Source organism: Priestia sp. 179-F W1.4 NHS (assembly GCF_045369295.1).
Classification (GTDB): Bacteria; Bacillota; Bacilli; order Bacillales; family Bacillaceae_H; genus Priestia; species Priestia zanthoxyli.
In genome coordinates, this window is the sequence record NZ_JBIQFF010000003.1 from 402,277 (window position 1) to 420,719 (window position 18,443).

At 37.3% G+C, this 18,443-nt stretch carries 16 protein-coding genes and 3 tRNA genes; 12 read left to right on the plus strand and 7 right to left on the minus strand.

The features are described 5' to 3' along the window. Positions 1–37: 37 nt before the first annotated feature. The 6 genes from ACH0CI_RS17275 to ACH0CI_RS17300 all read left to right on the plus strand — a co-directional run bounded on the left by ACH0CI_RS17275 (position 38) and on the right by ACH0CI_RS17300 (position 6,953). Positions 38–481, plus strand: a complete 444-nt coding sequence (locus ACH0CI_RS17275; protein ID WP_033578900.1) for a hypothetical protein — start codon at positions 38–40, stop codon at positions 479–481. A 101-nt stretch (positions 482–582) separates the two neighbouring features. After that, complete coding sequence (locus ACH0CI_RS17280) at positions 583–819, plus strand: hypothetical protein (RefSeq protein ID WP_013056931.1); 237 nt, start codon at positions 583–585, stop codon at positions 817–819. Positions 820–992: 173 nt separating this feature from the next. After that, positions 993–2,648, plus strand: a complete 1,656-nt coding sequence (locus ACH0CI_RS17285) for a DUF2339 domain-containing protein (protein WP_335387721.1) — start codon at positions 993–995, stop codon at positions 2,646–2,648. 127 nt (positions 2,649–2,775) lie between these two features. Beyond that, entirely contained in the window at positions 2,776–4,857 is a 2,082-nt protein-coding gene (locus ACH0CI_RS17290; protein WP_406901951.1) for a DNA topoisomerase III, read from the plus strand. Positions 4,858–4,940: 83 nt separating this feature from the next. Further along, positions 4,941–5,378: a YrvL family regulatory protein gene (locus ACH0CI_RS17295; protein ID WP_335387723.1), complete on the plus strand. Its 438-nt coding sequence runs from the start codon at positions 4,941–4,943 to the stop codon at positions 5,376–5,378. A 240-nt stretch (positions 5,379–5,618) separates the two neighbouring features. Then, positions 5,619–6,953 (plus strand): FAD-dependent oxidoreductase, encoded by a 1,335-nt coding sequence (locus tag ACH0CI_RS17300; RefSeq protein WP_406901952.1) that lies wholly within the window; start codon positions 5,619–5,621, stop codon positions 6,951–6,953. A 25-nt stretch (positions 6,954–6,978) separates the two neighbouring features. Here the strand turns inward: ACH0CI_RS17300 and ACH0CI_RS17305 are convergent, their stop codons facing one another. The 4 genes from ACH0CI_RS17305 to ACH0CI_RS17320 form a co-directional block, all read right to left on the minus strand. Next, positions 6,979–8,106, minus strand: a complete 1,128-nt coding sequence (locus ACH0CI_RS17305) for a GerAB/ArcD/ProY family transporter (RefSeq protein WP_335387727.1) — start codon at positions 8,104–8,106, stop codon at positions 6,979–6,981. A 25-nt stretch (positions 8,107–8,131) separates the two neighbouring features. Further along, positions 8,132–8,365: a hypothetical protein gene (locus tag ACH0CI_RS17310; protein ID WP_033578905.1), complete on the minus strand. Its 234-nt coding sequence runs from the start codon at positions 8,363–8,365 to the stop codon at positions 8,132–8,134. Between the two features lie 96 nt (positions 8,366–8,461). After that, the gene (locus ACH0CI_RS17315; protein WP_335387730.1) at positions 8,462–9,583 is read right to left on the minus strand and encodes a GerAB/ArcD/ProY family transporter; all 1,122 of its coding nucleotides are present in this window, start codon (positions 9,581–9,583) and stop codon (positions 8,462–8,464) included. Positions 9,584–9,605: 22 nt separating this feature from the next. Beyond that, a complete protein-coding gene (locus ACH0CI_RS17320) occupies positions 9,606–9,791 on the minus strand; it encodes a hypothetical protein (RefSeq protein ID WP_335387732.1) in 186 nt (61 codons plus the stop codon). A 296-nt stretch (positions 9,792–10,087) separates the two neighbouring features. On the opposite strand from ACH0CI_RS17320, the gene ACH0CI_RS17325 reads away from it, so the two are divergent. The 6 genes from ACH0CI_RS17325 (at position 10,088) to ACH0CI_RS17350 (ending at position 14,197) form a co-directional block, all read left to right on the plus strand. Further along, complete coding sequence (locus ACH0CI_RS17325) at positions 10,088–10,357, plus strand: hypothetical protein (protein ID WP_335387735.1); 270 nt, start codon at positions 10,088–10,090, stop codon at positions 10,355–10,357. A 315-nt stretch (positions 10,358–10,672) separates the two neighbouring features. Beyond that, complete coding sequence (locus tag ACH0CI_RS17330) at positions 10,673–12,067, plus strand: phospholipase D-like domain-containing protein (RefSeq protein ID WP_406902068.1); 1,395 nt, start codon at positions 10,673–10,675, stop codon at positions 12,065–12,067. 239 nt (positions 12,068–12,306) lie between these two features. Then, a tRNA-Trp gene (locus ACH0CI_RS17335) sits at positions 12,307–12,380 on the plus strand. A 26-nt stretch (positions 12,381–12,406) separates the two neighbouring features. Next, positions 12,407–12,488, plus strand: a tRNA-Leu gene (locus ACH0CI_RS17340). 20 nt (positions 12,489–12,508) lie between these two features. Next, a tRNA-Gly gene (locus tag ACH0CI_RS17345) sits at positions 12,509–12,580 on the plus strand. Between the two features lie 216 nt (positions 12,581–12,796). Beyond that, the gene (locus ACH0CI_RS17350; RefSeq protein ID WP_028413444.1) at positions 12,797–14,197 is read left to right on the plus strand and encodes a Na+/H+ antiporter NhaC family protein; all 1,401 of its coding nucleotides are present in this window, start codon (positions 12,797–12,799) and stop codon (positions 14,195–14,197) included. Between the two features lie 198 nt (positions 14,198–14,395). On the opposite strand, the gene ACH0CI_RS17355 is transcribed toward ACH0CI_RS17350, so the two are convergent. Genes ACH0CI_RS17355 through ACH0CI_RS17365 form a run of 3 tightly spaced genes read right to left on the minus strand, consistent with a single transcriptional unit; the run spans position 14,396 to position 18,352 of the window. Next, positions 14,396–15,496: a GerAB/ArcD/ProY family transporter gene (locus ACH0CI_RS17355; protein ID WP_335387739.1), complete on the minus strand. Its 1,101-nt coding sequence runs from the start codon at positions 15,494–15,496 to the stop codon at positions 14,396–14,398. A 20-nt stretch (positions 15,497–15,516) separates the two neighbouring features. Next, the gene (locus tag ACH0CI_RS17360; protein ID WP_406901953.1) at positions 15,517–16,740 is read right to left on the minus strand and encodes a Ger(x)C family spore germination protein; all 1,224 of its coding nucleotides are present in this window, start codon (positions 16,738–16,740) and stop codon (positions 15,517–15,519) included. Beyond that, the gene (locus ACH0CI_RS17365; protein WP_406901954.1) at positions 16,730–18,352 is read right to left on the minus strand and encodes a spore germination protein; all 1,623 of its coding nucleotides are present in this window, start codon (positions 18,350–18,352) and stop codon (positions 16,730–16,732) included. The genes ACH0CI_RS17360 and ACH0CI_RS17365 overlap by 11 nt, the downstream gene beginning before the upstream one ends. Positions 18,353–18,443: the final 91 nt, after the last annotated feature.

Here is an 18,443-nt window from a genome sequence, read left to right on the forward strand (position 1 = left end):
CTCTTGTCGTATTACATACATAAGGGAGGTGACTGAGATGTTAAAAAATGAAGAGTTTGCGCTAACAAAAGAATTAACAAAAGAACAGCAAGAAGCTGCACGAAATTTTATTCAAGTGTTGTTCCAAGAAGATTTATCTGAATTTTGGAACATATTATGTGATATCGATAAGTCTCGTATTTACGGCTTGTATGAAGCAAACCACTATTACGATTCGGATGTTGAACTACATGGATTTGTACAAGAAATTAGAGATAATGTAAGAGCGGTTTATGCGCCTCTTCAAGGGCAAGGAGGTATTTCGACGAAAGTTCGATATACAAGCGAAGGAAAGATGTATGTATACATATTAGGAAGCGGCGAAAACCCGAGGGTATATCCTGTTGGATTAATGCCGGAGACCTACATTGAAGAAGAACGTTTTTCTCAGCGTCTTCAAATTAGCATTTATAACGATGAGTTTCGAAACGTTGCGCTGTAAATTATATATAAATGGAAAAATAAAGAATAATAAAATTAATTTGTTAAAATAGCAATATTTGGGGTATGTAATAGGTATAACATTAAAAAGGGGTGAAAGAAATGCATTATTATCGTATTTCAGAGGGAGACCATGAAGAGTATTGTGAAACGATTCTGCTTCATGAAAAGAAGTTTTGCAAAGAAACATTTCAATCTATGGTGCGAGAAGCAATGAACAATAAGCCAGGTAAAATTGACCGTGTGGATATTGTTAAATATTTAATTGGTCATCATAGCTTTCAAGTAGCCCACATCGAAGCGGGATTTCATAGTACATACAGCGAGAAAGTGACATAAAAATGGCAGCACATCCTATACAACGAACTTTTCTTTTGAAAAGATCGCTGTATTTTTTTTTGCTAAAAATAGAATGTTTCTAAGTGATATTCCTTTTAATGGTATAATAGTTAAGTGCTGTAAGGTATACATATAAAAATCACAAATACTTTAAAGAGAAAGGGTGAGGAAATATGGAAAACGAAAGAATAGAAGAGCTTGAACGAAAAATAAGCAGTTTAGAAGAAGACGTAGCCAAGCTAAAGTCGCTTGTATATAAAACAAATTCTCCAAGACCAAAAGCAGTTCACGCTCCTCCCAAGCTGCGCCAGGAGACGACTAAACGTCCTGCTCAAACAGCAGCTAAAAGCTCACAGGCAATAGAAGAGCCTGTTGATTGGGAAAAAGTCCTTTTTCAAACATGGCTGCCGAGAATTTTTATTTTCGTATTTATTATTGGCGTGCTATGGGGATTTAAAGCAGCCTCTGACTATGGATTAATGAATGAAAAAGCAAAAGTTGTTCTCGGTTTCGTTGTTTCAATAGGTTTTGCTGTAACAGGTCATTTCCAAATCAAAAAGGGTAGGCTGGTGCTCGGGCAAGTACTTGTAGGAGGCGCTATTCCTATTCTCATGTTAACGACGTTTGCGATGCATAGCCTATATCATTTAGCAGGACCAACGCTTGCTTTTATACTAAATACGAGCTGGATTATCTTAGGGATGATCGCGACAGTCTTTTATCGTTCACAGGCATTAGGGGTTATTAGCGCGGTTGGAGGCGTACTAGTTCCTTTTCTTATTGAAAGTAATTCGCCTAATGCTCTGGTTTTCATTGGCTATGAAACGCTTCTGTATATTGCCTTTTTATATGTGGCAATCAAACAAAAATATTCAATTTTATATGTTCTTTCCGCGGTACTATTAAATCTTACGCTACTCATTTATTACTCGTTTGTTGGTGATAATGGTGTAAAAGCGTTATTAGGTATGGCGATTCTGATTCAGCATTTATGCTTAATTTCTAGCTTTTTTCTATCACAATCCGTACTCCAAGTATATGCGTTTACCCTTCTATCGAGTTTAGCAGTTACGTACGGCTGGCTGCTTGCCGTTTTTGACGATGGCACGACCACCATGGTGCTGCTTGCGCTAGTTATTATTTACGCATTAGGTGTTTACACAGTAAGAAGTTCTAAAGAGAAATTTGAATTTTTTATTACCTATTTAATTGTTGCAGTAGCGTTTTTTATTCATCAGCTCGTCGATTTAAGAGAAGGAGTCATTTTATATGTGATTCAAGGACTTGCTGTTTACTATATCGCCATGACGTATAAAAATCTACTTCATCAACTGTTTTCTTATACGATTTATATACTGAGTGCCACGTATATCTTAGTTACACCAATCGAACAAGTGCTGTCCCTTCCGACATTAAATTGGGTTGTTGTGTTAGCTTCTATTCTAGTATTTGTATGGATCAGTATTCAAAAAACAGAAAAAGATGAGCACGATACATTCAAAATTGGAGGAAGTATTGTTTTTTCTATTCTTTCTTTAATTTTTGCAACGGAAGTGACGGTCGCTGGAACCACTGATCTTTCCGCTAATACACAAACGCTTATTATGACGGCCGTTTGGCTATGCTTGTCCATTGCTGCATTCGTAATAGGATCACTTCGAAATTTTAAAACAGCAACATATGTCGGCGTGGGCATTTTGTTCTTAACACTTTTTAAACTCGTTTTATATGATTTACCTTTTATCCCAATGGCTATACGAGCCTTGTTATTTATCGTTTTAGGAGCTATCGGTTTAATTATCTCGCGACTATTTTATAAAAAGAAGTAGCTAGAAGCTGAAGAGAAATTCTTCAGCTTTATTTATTATAATATGATTATGTAAACTTAATCTTGAAGTCGTACAAAAAGTATACAATCATGTATAATGGAACAAGTGAATTGGAGGTATACATAAAATGAAATCACTTGTATTAGCAGAAAAGCCAAGTGTAGCACGTGATCTTGCGCGCGTGCTTGGCAGCACACAAACAAAAAAAGGGTATATTGAAGGGCCAAAGTATGTCGTAACATGGGCACTCGGCCATTTAGTTGAATTACAAACACCAGAGGATTATGATAACCAATATAAAACATGGCGATTAGAAGATCTGCCAATTATGCCTGAGAAAATGAAACTAAAAGTAATTCGTAAAGTGAGCTCTCAGTTTCGTACAGTATCCGATCTAGCAAAAAGAAAGGATATTGGCGAGTTAATTATTGCGACTGATGCAGGGCGTGAAGGAGAGCTTGTAGCACGCTGGATTATGGAAAAGGTACGCTGGAACAAGCCGTTTAAACGTCTTTGGATTTCGTCTCAAACGGACAAAGCGATTCGTGACGGGTTTAAACAGCTAAAACCAGGAAAAGAGTTTAATCGTTTGTATGATTCAGCAGTTTGCCGTTCAGAAGCCGATTGGCTTATCGGTTTAAACGTAACGAGAGCGTTAACGACTAAATACGAAGAACCATTATCAGCAGGACGTGTACAAACACCGACGCTTGCGATGATAATTGAGCGTGAACAAGTAATTAACACATTCAAACCTAGTGAATATTGGACGCTTACAGCTCGGTTTTCGTCGTTTGAAGCAGCTTGGCAAAAGGGCAATGAAAAGCGCATTTTTGATGAAAAACGTGCAAAAGAGCTGCACTCAAAATTATCAGGTGAAGCAGTTGTGAAAACAATCAAGCGTAAAATGCATAAAGAAGCGCAGCCGCTTCCTTATGACTTAAATGAACTGCAGCGCGACGCTAACAAACGCTTTAACTTCTCTGCTAAGAAGACATTGAATGTACTTCAAAAGTTATATGAACAGCATAAGTTAGTCACGTATCCACGTACAGATTCTCGTTATTTAACAACAGATATGGTTTCCACTATGAAAGAGCGCTTGGAAAGCATCTCTGCTGTATATAAAGAAGAAGTTCGTCCAATTTTAAAAAATGCACAGCTGCCAAAGCGAGTGGTTAATAATGAAAAAGTAAGTGATCACCATGCGATTATCGTAACGGATCAGCCTGTGTTTTTACAGGACTTATCAGCTGATGAACGAAAGCTGTATGACTTAATTGCAAAGCGATTTATTTCATTGTTTTATCCTGCATATGAGTATGAATTGGTTAAAGCAGAGCTTGAAGTAAACGGGGAACTGTTGGTAGCGAGCGGAAAGCAAGTTGTGAATGCAGGCTTCAAAAAAGTTTCTGGTGGAGACTCAGAAGCAACGGTGAAGCTGCCTGATATGAAAGAAGGCAGCAAGCTGCTCATTCAAAATGTAACGATGAAAAGTGCATTTACAGAGCCGCCGCAGCGCTATACAGAAGCCGATCTTCTTGGACAAATGGAAAAACACAACTTAGGTACGCCGGCAACACGCGCAGATATTATTGAAAAACTTCTGCAAAACGAATCCATTGATCGCCAAAATAACCGTCTGCACGCAACAAAAAAAGGAAAGCAGCTGATTGACTTAGTAGCAGACGAGTTAAAGTCTCCTGAGCTTACGGCTAAATGGGAACGTGACTTAGAAGCAATTGCTAAAGGAAAAGGAAATGCAAAAGAGTTTTTAACGAATATTCGCGAACAAACAGAAAAGCTTGTCAAGCAAGTAAAAACAAGTAATCAAACGTACAAACCTCATAATTTAACGGGCTCTAAATGTCCGGAATGCGGTTCGTTCTTAAAAGAAAAGAAAACAAAGCAAGGAAGAGTGCTCGTTTGTTCAAGCCTTGAGTGCAGCTATAGACGCGCAAAAGACCCTAAACTATCGAACCGACGCTGTCCGCAGTGTCATAAACGAATGGAAATTCATTCAGGAAAAGCGGGTACGTATTTCCAATGCCGTTCATGTCAAGTAGTGGAAAAAGCCGAGGACAAAAAGAAAAAGATTTCAAAACGAGAAGAACGAAAGCTTCTTAACAAATACAACGATGACGGAGCATTTGGTTCAAGCTTGGGAGATGCTTTAAAACAAGCTCTTCAAGATAAAAAAGATAATTAACGTAGAAAAGTGCGATGCCATGGTATCGCACTTTTTTAGTATAATATGGATTAAGTGATGAGTAAGCAAGGTGGCGTGGAACAATGAAAAGAAAAAGAAAGGGAATGGATCGTTTAATTGCGTTCTTTATAGCAGGAACGATGGTGCTAATCATTTTAGCTATCTTAATGGGAAGCTACTTTTTTGGTTTTATAGGCTTCCTTAAAGTGATGGGAGTGAAATATGACTCTTACTGGGCTATATGTTTATTTCTATTTTTTATTTTTGTGTTTGGCTCTATCACAGAGCTTTTTTCAAAGGCGCTTATTTTTTTAATGAAGAATGCTAGGATGAACAGAGTATTATTTGTAGCATCTGCAGCTTTTGTGGACATATTTTTTACTTTTCTATCGGTTTATATAGCAGACTTGCTTATAATCGGAATCCGTGTATCTATTTTAGCGATGATTATTTTATCCGGTTTATTTTTTTTGTTAGAGAGTGCATTGGATAGTGAGTTTCTACGTGAAAAAACAAGCTGATGAAATTGTTCATCAGCAGCGCATCAACAAAAAAAGTGCATCATATCAAGCTTCAATGCTATTCAAAGAACTCTGTAACATATTTTTTTAAAAAAGTATGTGATTTTTTTCACATATCTCTTGAAAAAGAACAAACATGTTTGTATAATAAGAGTTGTAAAAGATATGTGAAACACTTCACAATATATGTGAAAAACTTCACAAATTATATTTTCTATAATCCTAAGGGGGATATCATCTATGAAAATTGCAGTAGTAGGGTGTACACATGCAGGAACAGCAGCAGTAAAAAATATGGCAGAACTTTATCCAGAAGCTAAAATTACAGTTTATGAGCGAAATGATAATGTTTCATTTTTGTCTTGTGGAATTGCGCTCTATGTAGGCGGGGTCGTAAAAGATGCAAATGGCTTATTTTACTCTTCACCGTCTGAATTGCAAGAGATGGGTGTAAATATGAAAATGAAACATGAAGTGACGAATATTGATACAGAAGACAAAAAAATAGCAGTGCGAAATTTAGAAACAAACGAAGAATTTGAAGATACATTTGATAAATTAGTGATGACAACTGGATCATGGCCGATTATTCCAAACCTTGAAGGCATCGATTTAAATAATGTTGTGCTTTGTAAAAATTATCAGCATGCCAATCATATTATTGAAAAAGCGAAACAAGCGAAGAAAATAGCCGTAATTGGTGCGGGTTATATCGGTGCAGAATTAGTGGAAGCCTTCGAAGTGTACGGAAAAGAAGTCACGTTTATTGATAGTGCTGATCGCATTTTAAATAAATATCTTGATCCAGAATTTACGAACCTAATGGAAACTGAGTTTGAAAATCGCGGAGTTACATTAGCATTAAACCAAGCGGTTACTAAATTTGCAGGCAGTGAGGGATCTGTTGAAAAAGTAGTGACAACTGAAGGCGAATATGAAGCGGATCTAGTTATTCTATGTGTTGGTTTCCGTCCAAATACAGATTTAGTAAAAGGACAGGTAGACATGCTTCCAAACGGCGCAATTGTGGTTGATGAGTATATGCAAACAAGTAAAAAAGATATATTTGCGGCCGGAGATAGCTGTGCGATTTACTACAATCCGATTAAGAAACATGCCTATATCCCGCTTGCTACAAATGCGGTTAGAATGGGAACATTAGTAGCTCAAAACCTTGTTAAGCCGACGATTAAGTATATGGGAACACAAGGAACATCAGGGTTGCATATTTATGATTACAATGTTGCATCTACCGGCATAACTGAAACAGCGGCTTCTCTTTTTGATATGAATGTGAAAAGTATCGCAATATCAGAAAATAACCGACCAGAATTCATGCCAACGTACGAAAATATTACGTTAAAAGTAGTATATGAAGAAGAAACGAGACGAATTGTAGGTGCACAGGTTATTTCTAAAATTGATGCTACTCAAGCAATTAATACATTGTCCGTATGCGTACAGCAGGAAATGACGATCGATGAGCTTGGCTTTATGGACTTTTTCTTTCAACCCCACTTTAATAAGCCTTGGCATTTCTTAAACCAAGCAGGGCTTCAAGCGCTTCAAGCATAAAAAAGCAGGTGACTACCTGCTTTTTTTATGTAGATTTTATTATCTTTTTTATTTTTATTTTAGCTGGTTTAAAACGAATCCATCCTATGATAAGAAGAATAAAAGGATATAAAGCTCCCATCAAAAAACTATAGGGAATCCACGTTTCGGCTAACCATGTTTTTTGATAGGTAATGGTTGGGTACACAATAATGGAAAAAGTCGTAACAATTAATCCCATCGGTAACGTTAGAAATCGAGTTTCATTGATGTTAAAAATATGACAAAGTCCAGCGATGGAAGCATGAAAATAAAGAGAAACTTTAAAGAAAAGAGTAAGAAACCATATAATGGCAATAATTACCTCGATTCCTTGCAAAAAATTTCCCACCTCAATTCGCTTAGCCATTTCATATACAGGAAACATGGTAGTTGAAGAATGATAAGAACCAATAACGATTATACAAGAAAAAATAACAATTACCATAATAAATCCACCTAGCAGGCTGCCGCTCATTAAAGCTTTAGCTCCTTTTTCAGGTTTTCTTAAATGAAGGGGGAAAATCATCATCAAAGGAGCAAAAGTAAAATAAGTAATGCTAAGAAAGATAAGAACCGAATGAGTCAGGGGTTTTAAGTGAATGTCCATTAAAGGCATAAGATTTTCAAGTTTCATTTGAGGAGTTAGTGAAAAAATAAAAATTCCGAGAAGGCCAACAAACCACGGGAAAAAGATTTCACAGCAGCGTGCAATTGTTTCTAGCCCGAGTCTTGCCCCGAAAACAACCACAAGCATAAAAATAATGTGAATAGCAAGCAGCGGCGTTTCCATCATAATATGGGTATTTAAAAAACTTCCGACGTAGTATACAATACGGCTGCACGTTATGACAGTAGATATGACAAATAAACAAGATATACCTTTTCCTAGATATTTTCCAAATACTACATCATTGATTTCAACCAGATTTTTATCTTTAAATAAAAGTCCGAGAGCTATATATACTTTCACTAATACAAATCCGCATGCTACTCCGAAAATAGCCGGAATCCAAGCAGTTTGCTTAGAATCAACAGTCATAGACGCTGGAGCAATAACAATTGTGCTTCCAATTGTATAAAGCATGACGAGCATGCGAAATTGAATCGTTGAAATTTTAACTACAGGTTTCACGGTATTCACTTCCTCGTCTTACGTATTAAGATAATAAATGAAGTAAAAATATGCTGATTGGTCTAAAGATAGCAGCTGATAAATCAGAAGGATTTGGAACATATAAACCCAGTGCTTTACAGATGCTTACGGACGTTCCAATTGCAAGAACTGTGTAGAATAGCCATAATTCTTTCTTCGCTTTTTTTTGCCGTAAGTTAGGTACTTCAAACCAAATGACGAGCGTGCAAACAATAAGTAACCCCAATACCCCTAGCATAGACTAGCTCCTATACATGAATAATTAATGTTATATTTTCCAGAAAAATAACTACTTATACTGAAGGTGCATTCTCTATTAAAGGTTTTTGATTTTTTAGTCGCTGTTAGAAGAATGCTGCTTTTTGTTTTGAATAAATCCTGCAATTAAAAGGAAAAGCGGATATAAGATGCCTACAAATAAGCTGTAGGGAATCCACGTTTTTGTATCCCAATCTTTTTGATAAGAAACGCTTGGATATACAATAAGGGAAAGTGTAATCATGATGAGTGCGACTGGAAAAGAAAATAGCTTGTAGTCCTTTATATGAAATACATTGGCAAACCCCAAAAGAGTAGCGTAAAAGTAAATGCAAAGCTTAAAAAAGAGAGTAATAAACCACAAAATAGCAATGACTACTTCAATTCCTTGAAGAAAGTTTCCTACATCAATTCTTCTTCCTAATTCATAGCTTGGAAACATGGTGATTTGGGAGTAATAAGGACCAAGCACTAAAATTCCGAGTAAGATTAACGTAACCATCACTAGTCCACCGGCTATATTACCTATATAAAAAGATTGAGTGGCCTTTTTTGTGTCTGGTGTATGGGAAGGAAAAATCATAAGCAGAATCGTATAAGTCAAAGAACTCATGCTTAAAAACGTTAAAACAGCTCGAATAAAAGCTTTTGGATGTATTTCAAGCACAGGCTGAATATGCTCTATTTTAATTTGCGGAATCATAGACAAAATCAGAAGTCCGAATAATCCGACAAACCAAGGGAATAAAATCTCGGCACTTCGTGCAATAACTTCTATTCCTAGGCGTACTCCTACGATAACCACACCCATAAATGCAATGTGGATGGCTGTAAGCGGCGTGTAGGGAAGAATTTGTGTAGTGAGAAAATTCCCTACATAGTAAAGAACTTGACTGCTGATAAACAAATTGGATAATACAAAAACAGCAGAAACAATCTTTCCAAACAGTTTACCTAAAATTTTTTCGTTCATTTCCATCAGCGTAAGCGTTGGAAACATTTTTCCTAGTGAGGTAAAAAGCAAAACTAAGCCAATTCCTGATGCTACACCGAAAAGTGCTGCAATCCAGGCGTCTTGATGAGCATCAGCCGTAATAGCAGCAGGCACAACAATAATTGTGCTTCCGATGCTATATAAAGTTACTAGCTTGCGAAATTGCGCAGCCGAAATATTGATTTCATTAAGCAAAATGAGCACATCCTTTTGCCATATACACGAATTAAGTGATCCAACGGAATAATAAGTGACTTAAAGGTTGAAACATTGCTTCTACCCAATCAGAAGGGTTCGGTAGAGGCAGTCGAAAGATTTTTGCAAGAGCGATCATCATACTGATTGTCATGAATACAATAAAAATTTTCCGTTCCTTTTTATGAGAGGGTTGAGGTAATCTTTTTATTTCCATCCATATAATTCCTGCACAAATGATCAAAAAGGAAAGAAACAAGTGCATGCAGTCAACCCCAATATATTTTGACGTTCAAATAAGCTATTCGTATGATGTCCGCTAAAGAAAGTGATTATACATTTATGTAAAATATAGAAAGTATTTCAAGGGATAAAAGATATCATTGGACGCTCTTAAATAATAAAGGAATTCGTTATGCAGAATATTTACGCAGCTTCAACCTATTGAAACGTCGTATGAATAAGTGGAAAAATGCCACACTATAGAGTGAACAAATGGAAAGGAGCACTATGATGAAAAAATTCCCATATAACAAAGATAAACAACAATCGTTTCAAGCAGCACAGCAGGGGCATAAAGAAGCAGTAGATGCATATGAACAGGCAAATGAAGCTAAAAATGATGCATCGTATGGACATGAAGCGAAGCAAGCGATAGGTGAAGTGAACGAAGCCTCTCAGCAAATCGAAAATGCGCTTGAAAATGCTTCTGAAACACAGCTTCAGCGTTTAACTGAGTTTCAGCAAGACATAAAAGATATGGAAAACGACCTTAATCAATAAAAGAGCCGCTGTTTTACTTAGACTTAGAGCAGGTTCATAATAGGGTATAAATTGCAAAAGCAGAAGATAATGAACTTCTGCTTTTTTTTATTGGCAGAGTGAATGTAGGTTTCGTGTATATAATGGCTTCTAGCAGTTGTTTGGAGGGCAAGGCGAAGGCTTGCACGGAAATCAACAGTAGTGTAACAAATAATCCATCGTTCCATTCTTATTTTAAAAGGTATAGAAGTTAAAAAAGTAAGAATCCTAATAAAAACAGAACGATAAGAATGGAAAGGGATTGTGACAGGAAACATGCTAATAAATATACTAATAATGATTGTCGTATTGTACTTCATATATGTATTCGTAACTGCAGTGGTACTGTTTTATGTCCCTTTGCACAAGGGAAAAGACTTAAAAGTAATGAATACTGAGAATTTTTACGGAAAGAAAGAGTCCACAGACCGCGTTATGCTTTTGGAAAACGGTTATTTTTCAGGACTTGTTCGGATGCAGATGATTCAAGAAGCGAGGCATACAATTGATATTGCTTACTTTTCCATCGGCAAAGGTCGTTCGTCGGATTTACTTATGGGTGCTTTATTCGAAGCTGCGGACCGAGGTATACGTATTCGAGTGCTGTTAGACGGGATCTCTCATGGGTTAAAAGGCAAGAGAAAAAATGTTCTTTATGCTCTAGCTTTCCACAATAATATTGAATTAAAGTACTATGAGCCCTTTACTATTCTTAAACCTTGGACATGGCATAACCGTCTTCACGATAAAATAATAGTAGTCGATGGCCAATTAGGTATTAGTGGAGGACGAAATATTGGAGATAAATACTTGGCCAGTCAACCGGATGAAAATTTTGTCTATGACCGTGATGTGCTGATTTATAATACAAAGCAAGAAAGTAATAGTGTCATTCTTTCAATGGAGAAGTATGTAGAGAAATTATGGAACCACCCGTATACGCGCAAAGCTTTTCCAAAGCTCAAGAAAACTAAACAATTTCGTGGCCTTTCAGGAAAGAAATTGTTAATAGATCAATACGAAGAGGCCAAAAAAGCAAACGACCCCTTTGTCCATCCTTATATTGTATGGAGAGAATCAACGATGCCTACAAGAAAGGTTTCTTTTATTACAAACCCTATTCAAAGAATGAATAAAAGCCCTTTTATATGGAAAACGTTTATTAAGCTTTCCGAGCAAGCTGAAAAATCCATTGTCGTTCAAAGTCCTTATATTGTACCAACAAAAGAGATGGAACAGTATATAGATAAGTCAGTAAAATCTAAAGTGCAAAGAATTATTTTAACGAATTCTATTACGTCCACTCCGAATGCTATGGCTTTTTCTGCATACTTAGGAGTGAAAAATCGCGTCATAAAAGCGGCTTCAAAGCTTTATGAATATCAACAGCCTTATTCCGTTCACGGGAAATCCGTTGTTTACGACCAGCGTTTGAGTGCAGTTGGTTCTTTTAACTTAGATTCACGTTCTGTATTTTTAAATACTGAATCTATGGTTATGATAGATAGTGAAGAATTTGCAGCCGAGCTAACAGGGGCTATTGAAACTAAAATTTCTCACAGTACGCTTGTGGGAAATGAGGGGGAACCTGTGGATTTTAATACGGATTCTCAAAAAAACGTGCCTCCCGTAAAATCTGCACTCCTCCATATTCTTTCAGTCTTCACGCGATTTTGGAGACATTTTGTATAGTTCTGCACTTTTCCTAAAAAAGTGCTTTTGCAGAAAGCTTATAAAAATAAATGGTAGAGGATAAAAGGTGCTGCAACTGGCAGTGGGAAGTGTGAAAAGCTGTGATATGCCTCACAGTTTTTTTGAAGTCGCCAGTACTAGTCATGATTCATAAAAAGACCTATTGACGAAATTCCATATATGTTTTATTATAATATAGCGTCGTCAATAAACGAGGTTCTTTTGAAGAAATCATTTCTAGGGGCATAGTTTAAAGGTAGAACTACGGTCTCCAAAACCGTCAGTGTGGGTTCGATTCCTACTGCCCCTGCCATTTTGGAGTTATTTTTCAATTCACACGCGGGTGTGGCGGAATTGGCAGACGCGCTAGACTTAGGATCTAGTGTCTTATGACGTGGGGGTTCAAGTCCCTTCACCCGCATCTTTACTTTTATATATTGCGCGGAAGTAGTTCAGTGGTAGAACACCACCTTGCCAAGGTGGGGGTCGCGAGTTCGAACCTCGTCTTCCGCTTCTTTTCAAAAGCAGTTTGCATGTGCAAACTGCTTTTTTTGTTGTAGAAATAAAGATTTTTACTATGCTGTTTTTAATTAGAAATAGTTTATTCAATCAGTGCTGCTTATACGTATTATTTTCGTGAATATACACATATTATTGGGGTTACATTAAAAGCTAATGAACGATACGTGAAGACGTCTAATATGGTTTTTAAGATAGGGGGAGAGTCCTATGGAATCTAGTTGGTTTTCAATTATACCGTTTTTAATTGTTATTCCAATAGCTATTTTCACCAAACAAGTGCTACCAGGGTTGTTTTTAGGCTTATTAGTAGGCGCTTATTTGATTGATCATTCGATTGTCGGAGGTGTTGAAAAGTTACTTCACTACGTTGTACAAGCTCTTAGAAATAAAAGTAATATAGAAATCGTTGTCTTTTTATACGCGTTTTCAGGGCTTATCGGAATGATTAAGATGGCTGGAGGAGTTAAAGGTTTTGTGGAAACAGCTGCAGAAAGAATTGATACAAGAAAAAAAGCTCTTATTTTAACCTATGTTTCAACCATTGGAACATTCAGTGCTCCCACCTTTCGTTTTGTGACGATCGCGCCCATTATGAGAGCGCTGCTGAAAAAAGTGAAAATGACGACAGCAGAGCTAGGGTTTGTTATTGAAACAACTGCTACTCCTGTTATCGTCTTAATTCCCGTGGCAACGGCATTTGTAGGATATATGGTCTCAATCATTCAAATGGCAATTGATCATCAAGGCATAAAACAAGACGCTTATTCTTTGTTTATTCAAAGCATTCCTTATAATTTCTTTTCGATTGTGATTATTTTAGTAGGGATTTATTTCAGCTTTTTTCATCATTCAACGTCTACGGCTCCTATGAAGCTCGAGGAAGAAGACGAAAAAGATTGGCATGATTGTCATCCTTGCGTATCGAAGGATTTGCCTTCTAAGCCTTGGAATTTGTTAGTACCTTTACTTGTTGTGATTTCACTTACCTTACTTTTAACATGGTGGAGTGGACATCGTAAGAGTCACACCTTTTTTGAAGCATTTATTAAAGCAGACGTGTTAGAAGCGATGGTAGTAGCTTTAATTATGACTACGTTAATTACCCTCATTTTTTTCTTGTTTCAGCGCTTTACATTACAGAATTTGCTTAATGGTTTTATCACAGGAGGCAATGACTTGATGTCCGTTATTTTGTTGTTATCGGTAGTATGGGGATTATCCGCTGTGACAGAAGACTTAGGTTTTTCAAATTTCGTGACGGCACATTCTAAGTGGATTCCTCAAATGTTTGTCACTCCGTTCATGTTTATCTTTGGAGCCGCTATTTCTTACTTTATCGGATCTGCTTGGGGAACGTGGGGGATTTTAATGCCGCTTGGCGTATCGCTTGCAAGTTCTGCAGATCTTTCTTTGCCGTTAATTATCGGTGCGGTGTTTGCGAGCGGTTCCTTTGGAGCGTTTTCTTCACCTTTAAGCGACGATACGAATACCATCGCCAAAATATTAGATTTATCTGTTATTGAATATGCCAAGTATAAATTAAAGCCAGCTTTAATTGCAGCGGGAATAACAGTTGCTTTCTATCTTGTTGTATCTTTCTTATTTTGAATGAGAAAAATAGCCGTCTAGTATCAATTTTTCATTTTTTTTAATTTAAAGTATGCATACAGTCCTAATGACAGGCACACTAGCATGATACAAGTAAGCGGAAATAAGATGGTATTAACAAAATGATCATAAAACCATATATACACGCACATCACCTCAATAATTTTAACGCCATTTTTTCTATTTAGTAGAGATACACTATCTGTGCTGCTTCTTCCTATTCTTCAAAAAGGCGATAATCAGAAGCAGTAGGGGTATGATAGAAAATAGCGGCATATGCAAAAGAAATCTCGCTACGTGCAATCCTTCGTAAAGGTGTTCTTGAAAATTACTAGCGATTGTAATCGACAAAAACAACACAATGATGCCTAAAGGATACGCTAGACGGGAAGGAGATTTAATTTTAAATAAAGTAGCTGTACCTATTATAGAAGCATAAAACAAGATGCTAACTTTGAAATAAATCCCAATCACCATAGCGAACATAAAAAATACATCTAGACGCTCTAAAAAATCAGCTACTTGGATCGTTTGGACAGTACTAAGAAGAGGGAACTGTGATCTTGTCGTCAGATCAACTCCAAGCACGCTAATGTTAATGATCATCGTAATAATTAGATTAATTCCGCTTAATCCCGTTGCGCATAGCATGGTCACACTTGCTTTTTTGGGATTGCTTAAGTAAGGAAGAAGCATAGTAAATACAATAGCTTCCGTGAAAGGAAAATACAGCGTTTCGGTCAAAGCAACTTTGGCAACAGGAAGTATTCCTTCTTTTAATACCGGCTGCAAGTTCTTAAAATCAATTAATCCTGAGCTAATAATTAAGATGAAGCCTGCAATAGCTAGAAAATACATAAAAATAAACAGAAGCTCTCCTGATCTCGCTATCGCTTCAATTCCTTTTCGGGTTATATAGATAATGACCAGCATCAATAAGGCATTGGCAATAAATAAAGGCGTATCGGGATAAGCAAAAGTAAGAAGCATTTCTCCGAAATCTCTTAGAACTCGTGATGCATCGTATAAAAAATAGACAATATATACGAATGCAAGAAGTGTTCCCAGTGCCTTACCTAAAATTTTCTGCATGTATTCTGTAGGGAGGAGGTCCGGATAGTAGGAATAGAGCTTATGATAGACTAAGAAGAAAAAAAAGCTGCACAGCATTCCAATTAAAATAGCTAGCCATGCATCTTGCTTCGCTCTCATTGCAAGAGGAACTAATAAAGCACTTCCCAGCTCGAATAAAACCATGAGAATAAATAACTGAGTGGCGCTGATTTTTGCTTTTTCCATATAGCCAGAACCTCCTTACCTCATTGTTGTTTTTCTTTTACGCTAGAGAGAAACGATTTATTGCGCAGACCTGTTCGGCGAATGTAAGCTTCTACTGTAACGTCTACATCTAATTTTGGAAAATAAACGTCATCCCATTCTGATTTGAGTTTTTCCCACTGATTAGGCCGCGTGCGTGCTAGTGCTTCTCCAAATCCAAAGATGTCAACTTTGTCTGTCTGAGCTTGTTTAATAGCTGTTTGTAATTCTTTTTTTATTTCTTCACCTGCAGCTTTTTCCATTTTTTTGATTACAGCAGGTTGACGTGTATCAACAGGGACCTCCACTTCTCCAAGATCGCCTTCTACGCGAGTGTGAACGGACGCATAAGGTTTTCCTTTTACCATTTTTACAGATACATCCGTTTTTTGACGAACTGTTTGATAAGCAAGCGCTTCTTTTTTTCCTTTCCAGTCTACATTAATGTCGGTTCCTTGTATTTTATCAAGAATCCAAACGCTGCCTCTGGCTGGACTATTGTACAACCAGTCGATTAACTTTCCATTTTTAAAAACAGCAATGCCAGAAGCACGAAGGGTAGCTTCTGGTGCGCTTTGCTGGAGGTTATCTAATTTTTCTGCTTGTTTAGGATTTCCAACTAAACGAAAACCCGAGACTAGTGCTTCTCCTCCAGGAGATTCGAGAGATCTCATCACTTCTTGAAAGGAAACCTTTAGATTTTCTCCCCATTTTCTTTGAGTGAACTCCAGCGTTTTCATAATTTTGTTTGCTGGAATTTTATCGACAGGCGTTAGTGCTTTTACCAAATCAGCAGCACTTGACTGGTTGGCGATTACTAAGGAAGTCGTAATTCGAAACTCAGGATCGCGATCAATAGAATCAATAAGAATGTTAATTCCTTCTTCACGCGCTAATTTTTCTCCGATCACGACTAAGTTGGTATGGGCATAATAAAGTCTTCGGGAAATTCTAGCTGAAGCGCGTCTGCTTGCTTCAACTAAATTATCACCGGAAGCAGCATAGATCGTAACAGGCGGATTTTGGGTACCGCCGCCCCCTTGTAAGCCAGCTACGTTTCCCGGGTTAATAATTTGAAAGGTAAGCTCATACCGTCCGTTTTTCGTTTTATCAATGCCCATTGCCGATACAAATGCAAGGTCTGTTAATTCTTTTTTACTCCAGCAGCTCGTAAGCAATACCATCATTATGGTCATTACCAGTAAAAATAAACTTTTACGTTTCATTTTGATCACCTTTTTCAAGTTCCTGGTTAATCATACCTCTTGAAGAAGGAGGCTCAGGCTTTTGATGTTTGCTTTGACGAACTTTGTTATCACTAATTAATTTAGGTCTTCTTCTCATCGTCCACCAAGGTAACCGCAGCAATGTATCTTCATTGCTTGCAGGAATAAAGGGTGCTAATGGGGTCATGTAAGGAACACCAAATGAACGTAAGCTGCATAGGTGTCCAACCCCCATTAAAAGAATAAGGATAATGCCATAGAAGCCGAATGTAGCCGCTCCCAGTATGAATAAAAAACGAATTAAACGCGCTGAAATAGCCATATCGAAAGACGGTGTGGCAAAGCTAGCAATGGCTGTAATCGATACAATAATAACCATAGCTGGTGAGACGATTCCCGCTTGAACTGCTGCTTGCCCAATAACAAGGGCTCCGACGATCGATACAGCAGAGCCGATAGCTTTTGGTAAACGAATCCCTGCTTCACGCAAAATTTCAAAGGTGACTTCCATAAAAAAAGCTTCCACGAACGCGGGAAATGGAACCGATTCTCGCTGTGCTGCAAGAGCTACAATAAGCGTTGTAGGTACCATCTCTTGATGAAATGTTGTAACCGCTACATATGTAGCAGGCGCGATAAGTGAAATCATAAACATAAACACCCGCAAAAGACGAATGGACGTCGCAATATCAAAGCGTGCGTAGTAATCTTCAGCCGATTGGAAAAATTGAATGAACAACGCTGGAGCAATAAGGACAAAAGGAGTTCCGTCCACAAAAATAGCAATTCTTCCTTCCAAAAGGTTACCTGCCACGACATCGGGTCTTTCTGTATTATAGATAGTTGGAAAAGGAGTGACCGTTTGATCTTCAATCAGCTGCTCAACATAACCTGATTCCAAAATACTATCAATATCAATGTTTTTTAATCGCTTTCGAATTTCTTTCACAACTTTATCGTTTGCGATGCCATGAATATACATAAGAGTGACATTCGTTTTAGTTACTCGACCAATCTTCATCGACTCTAGCCATAAGTCGGGTGTTTTAATAATTCGGCGCACCATGGCTAAGTTTGTGCCAATAGACTCAGTAAAGGCACCTTTTGGTCCCCGCACTACCATTTGGGTAGTAGATTCTGAAATGGCACGCTTTTCACCGCCTTGTGTACTCACGCTGAGTACGCGGTTTATGCCATCGACAATAAGAAGGCTGTCTCCTGACATCAAAGAAGACAGTAAATCATCCCAGTTTTCTGCAAATGATACGTTGCCGATTGTTACGATGTCTTCGGAAATTAACTCTAATGCATTTTTATCGTTTAGTTCGTTTTTTTCATTATCTTTCATAAGAGACTGCAGTAAGTAATCTTGAATAGCCTGATTATCTACAATCCCTTCTATGTAGACGATAGCAGCAGCTAAGCTGTTATTGACACCTAGTTTAAAATGACGAATCACAATATCTGAGCTGTTTCCAGTTTTCTCTTTAATGAGGGTAAGGTTCTCAGACAGCAAATTCTTAAGAGAAGAAGCTGCTTGTTCGCTGCTTGTTTGATTGGCCTGAGGTTGAAGCTTATTTTTAGATTTTTGATTTTTAAAAAACGAAGGCATAAATGAAAGCACCCTTACTATAGTTTTTATTAGTTTGACCAAAAACCGTATAATTATGTAATTTTTAACAAAATATCTTTTGCATGATGGT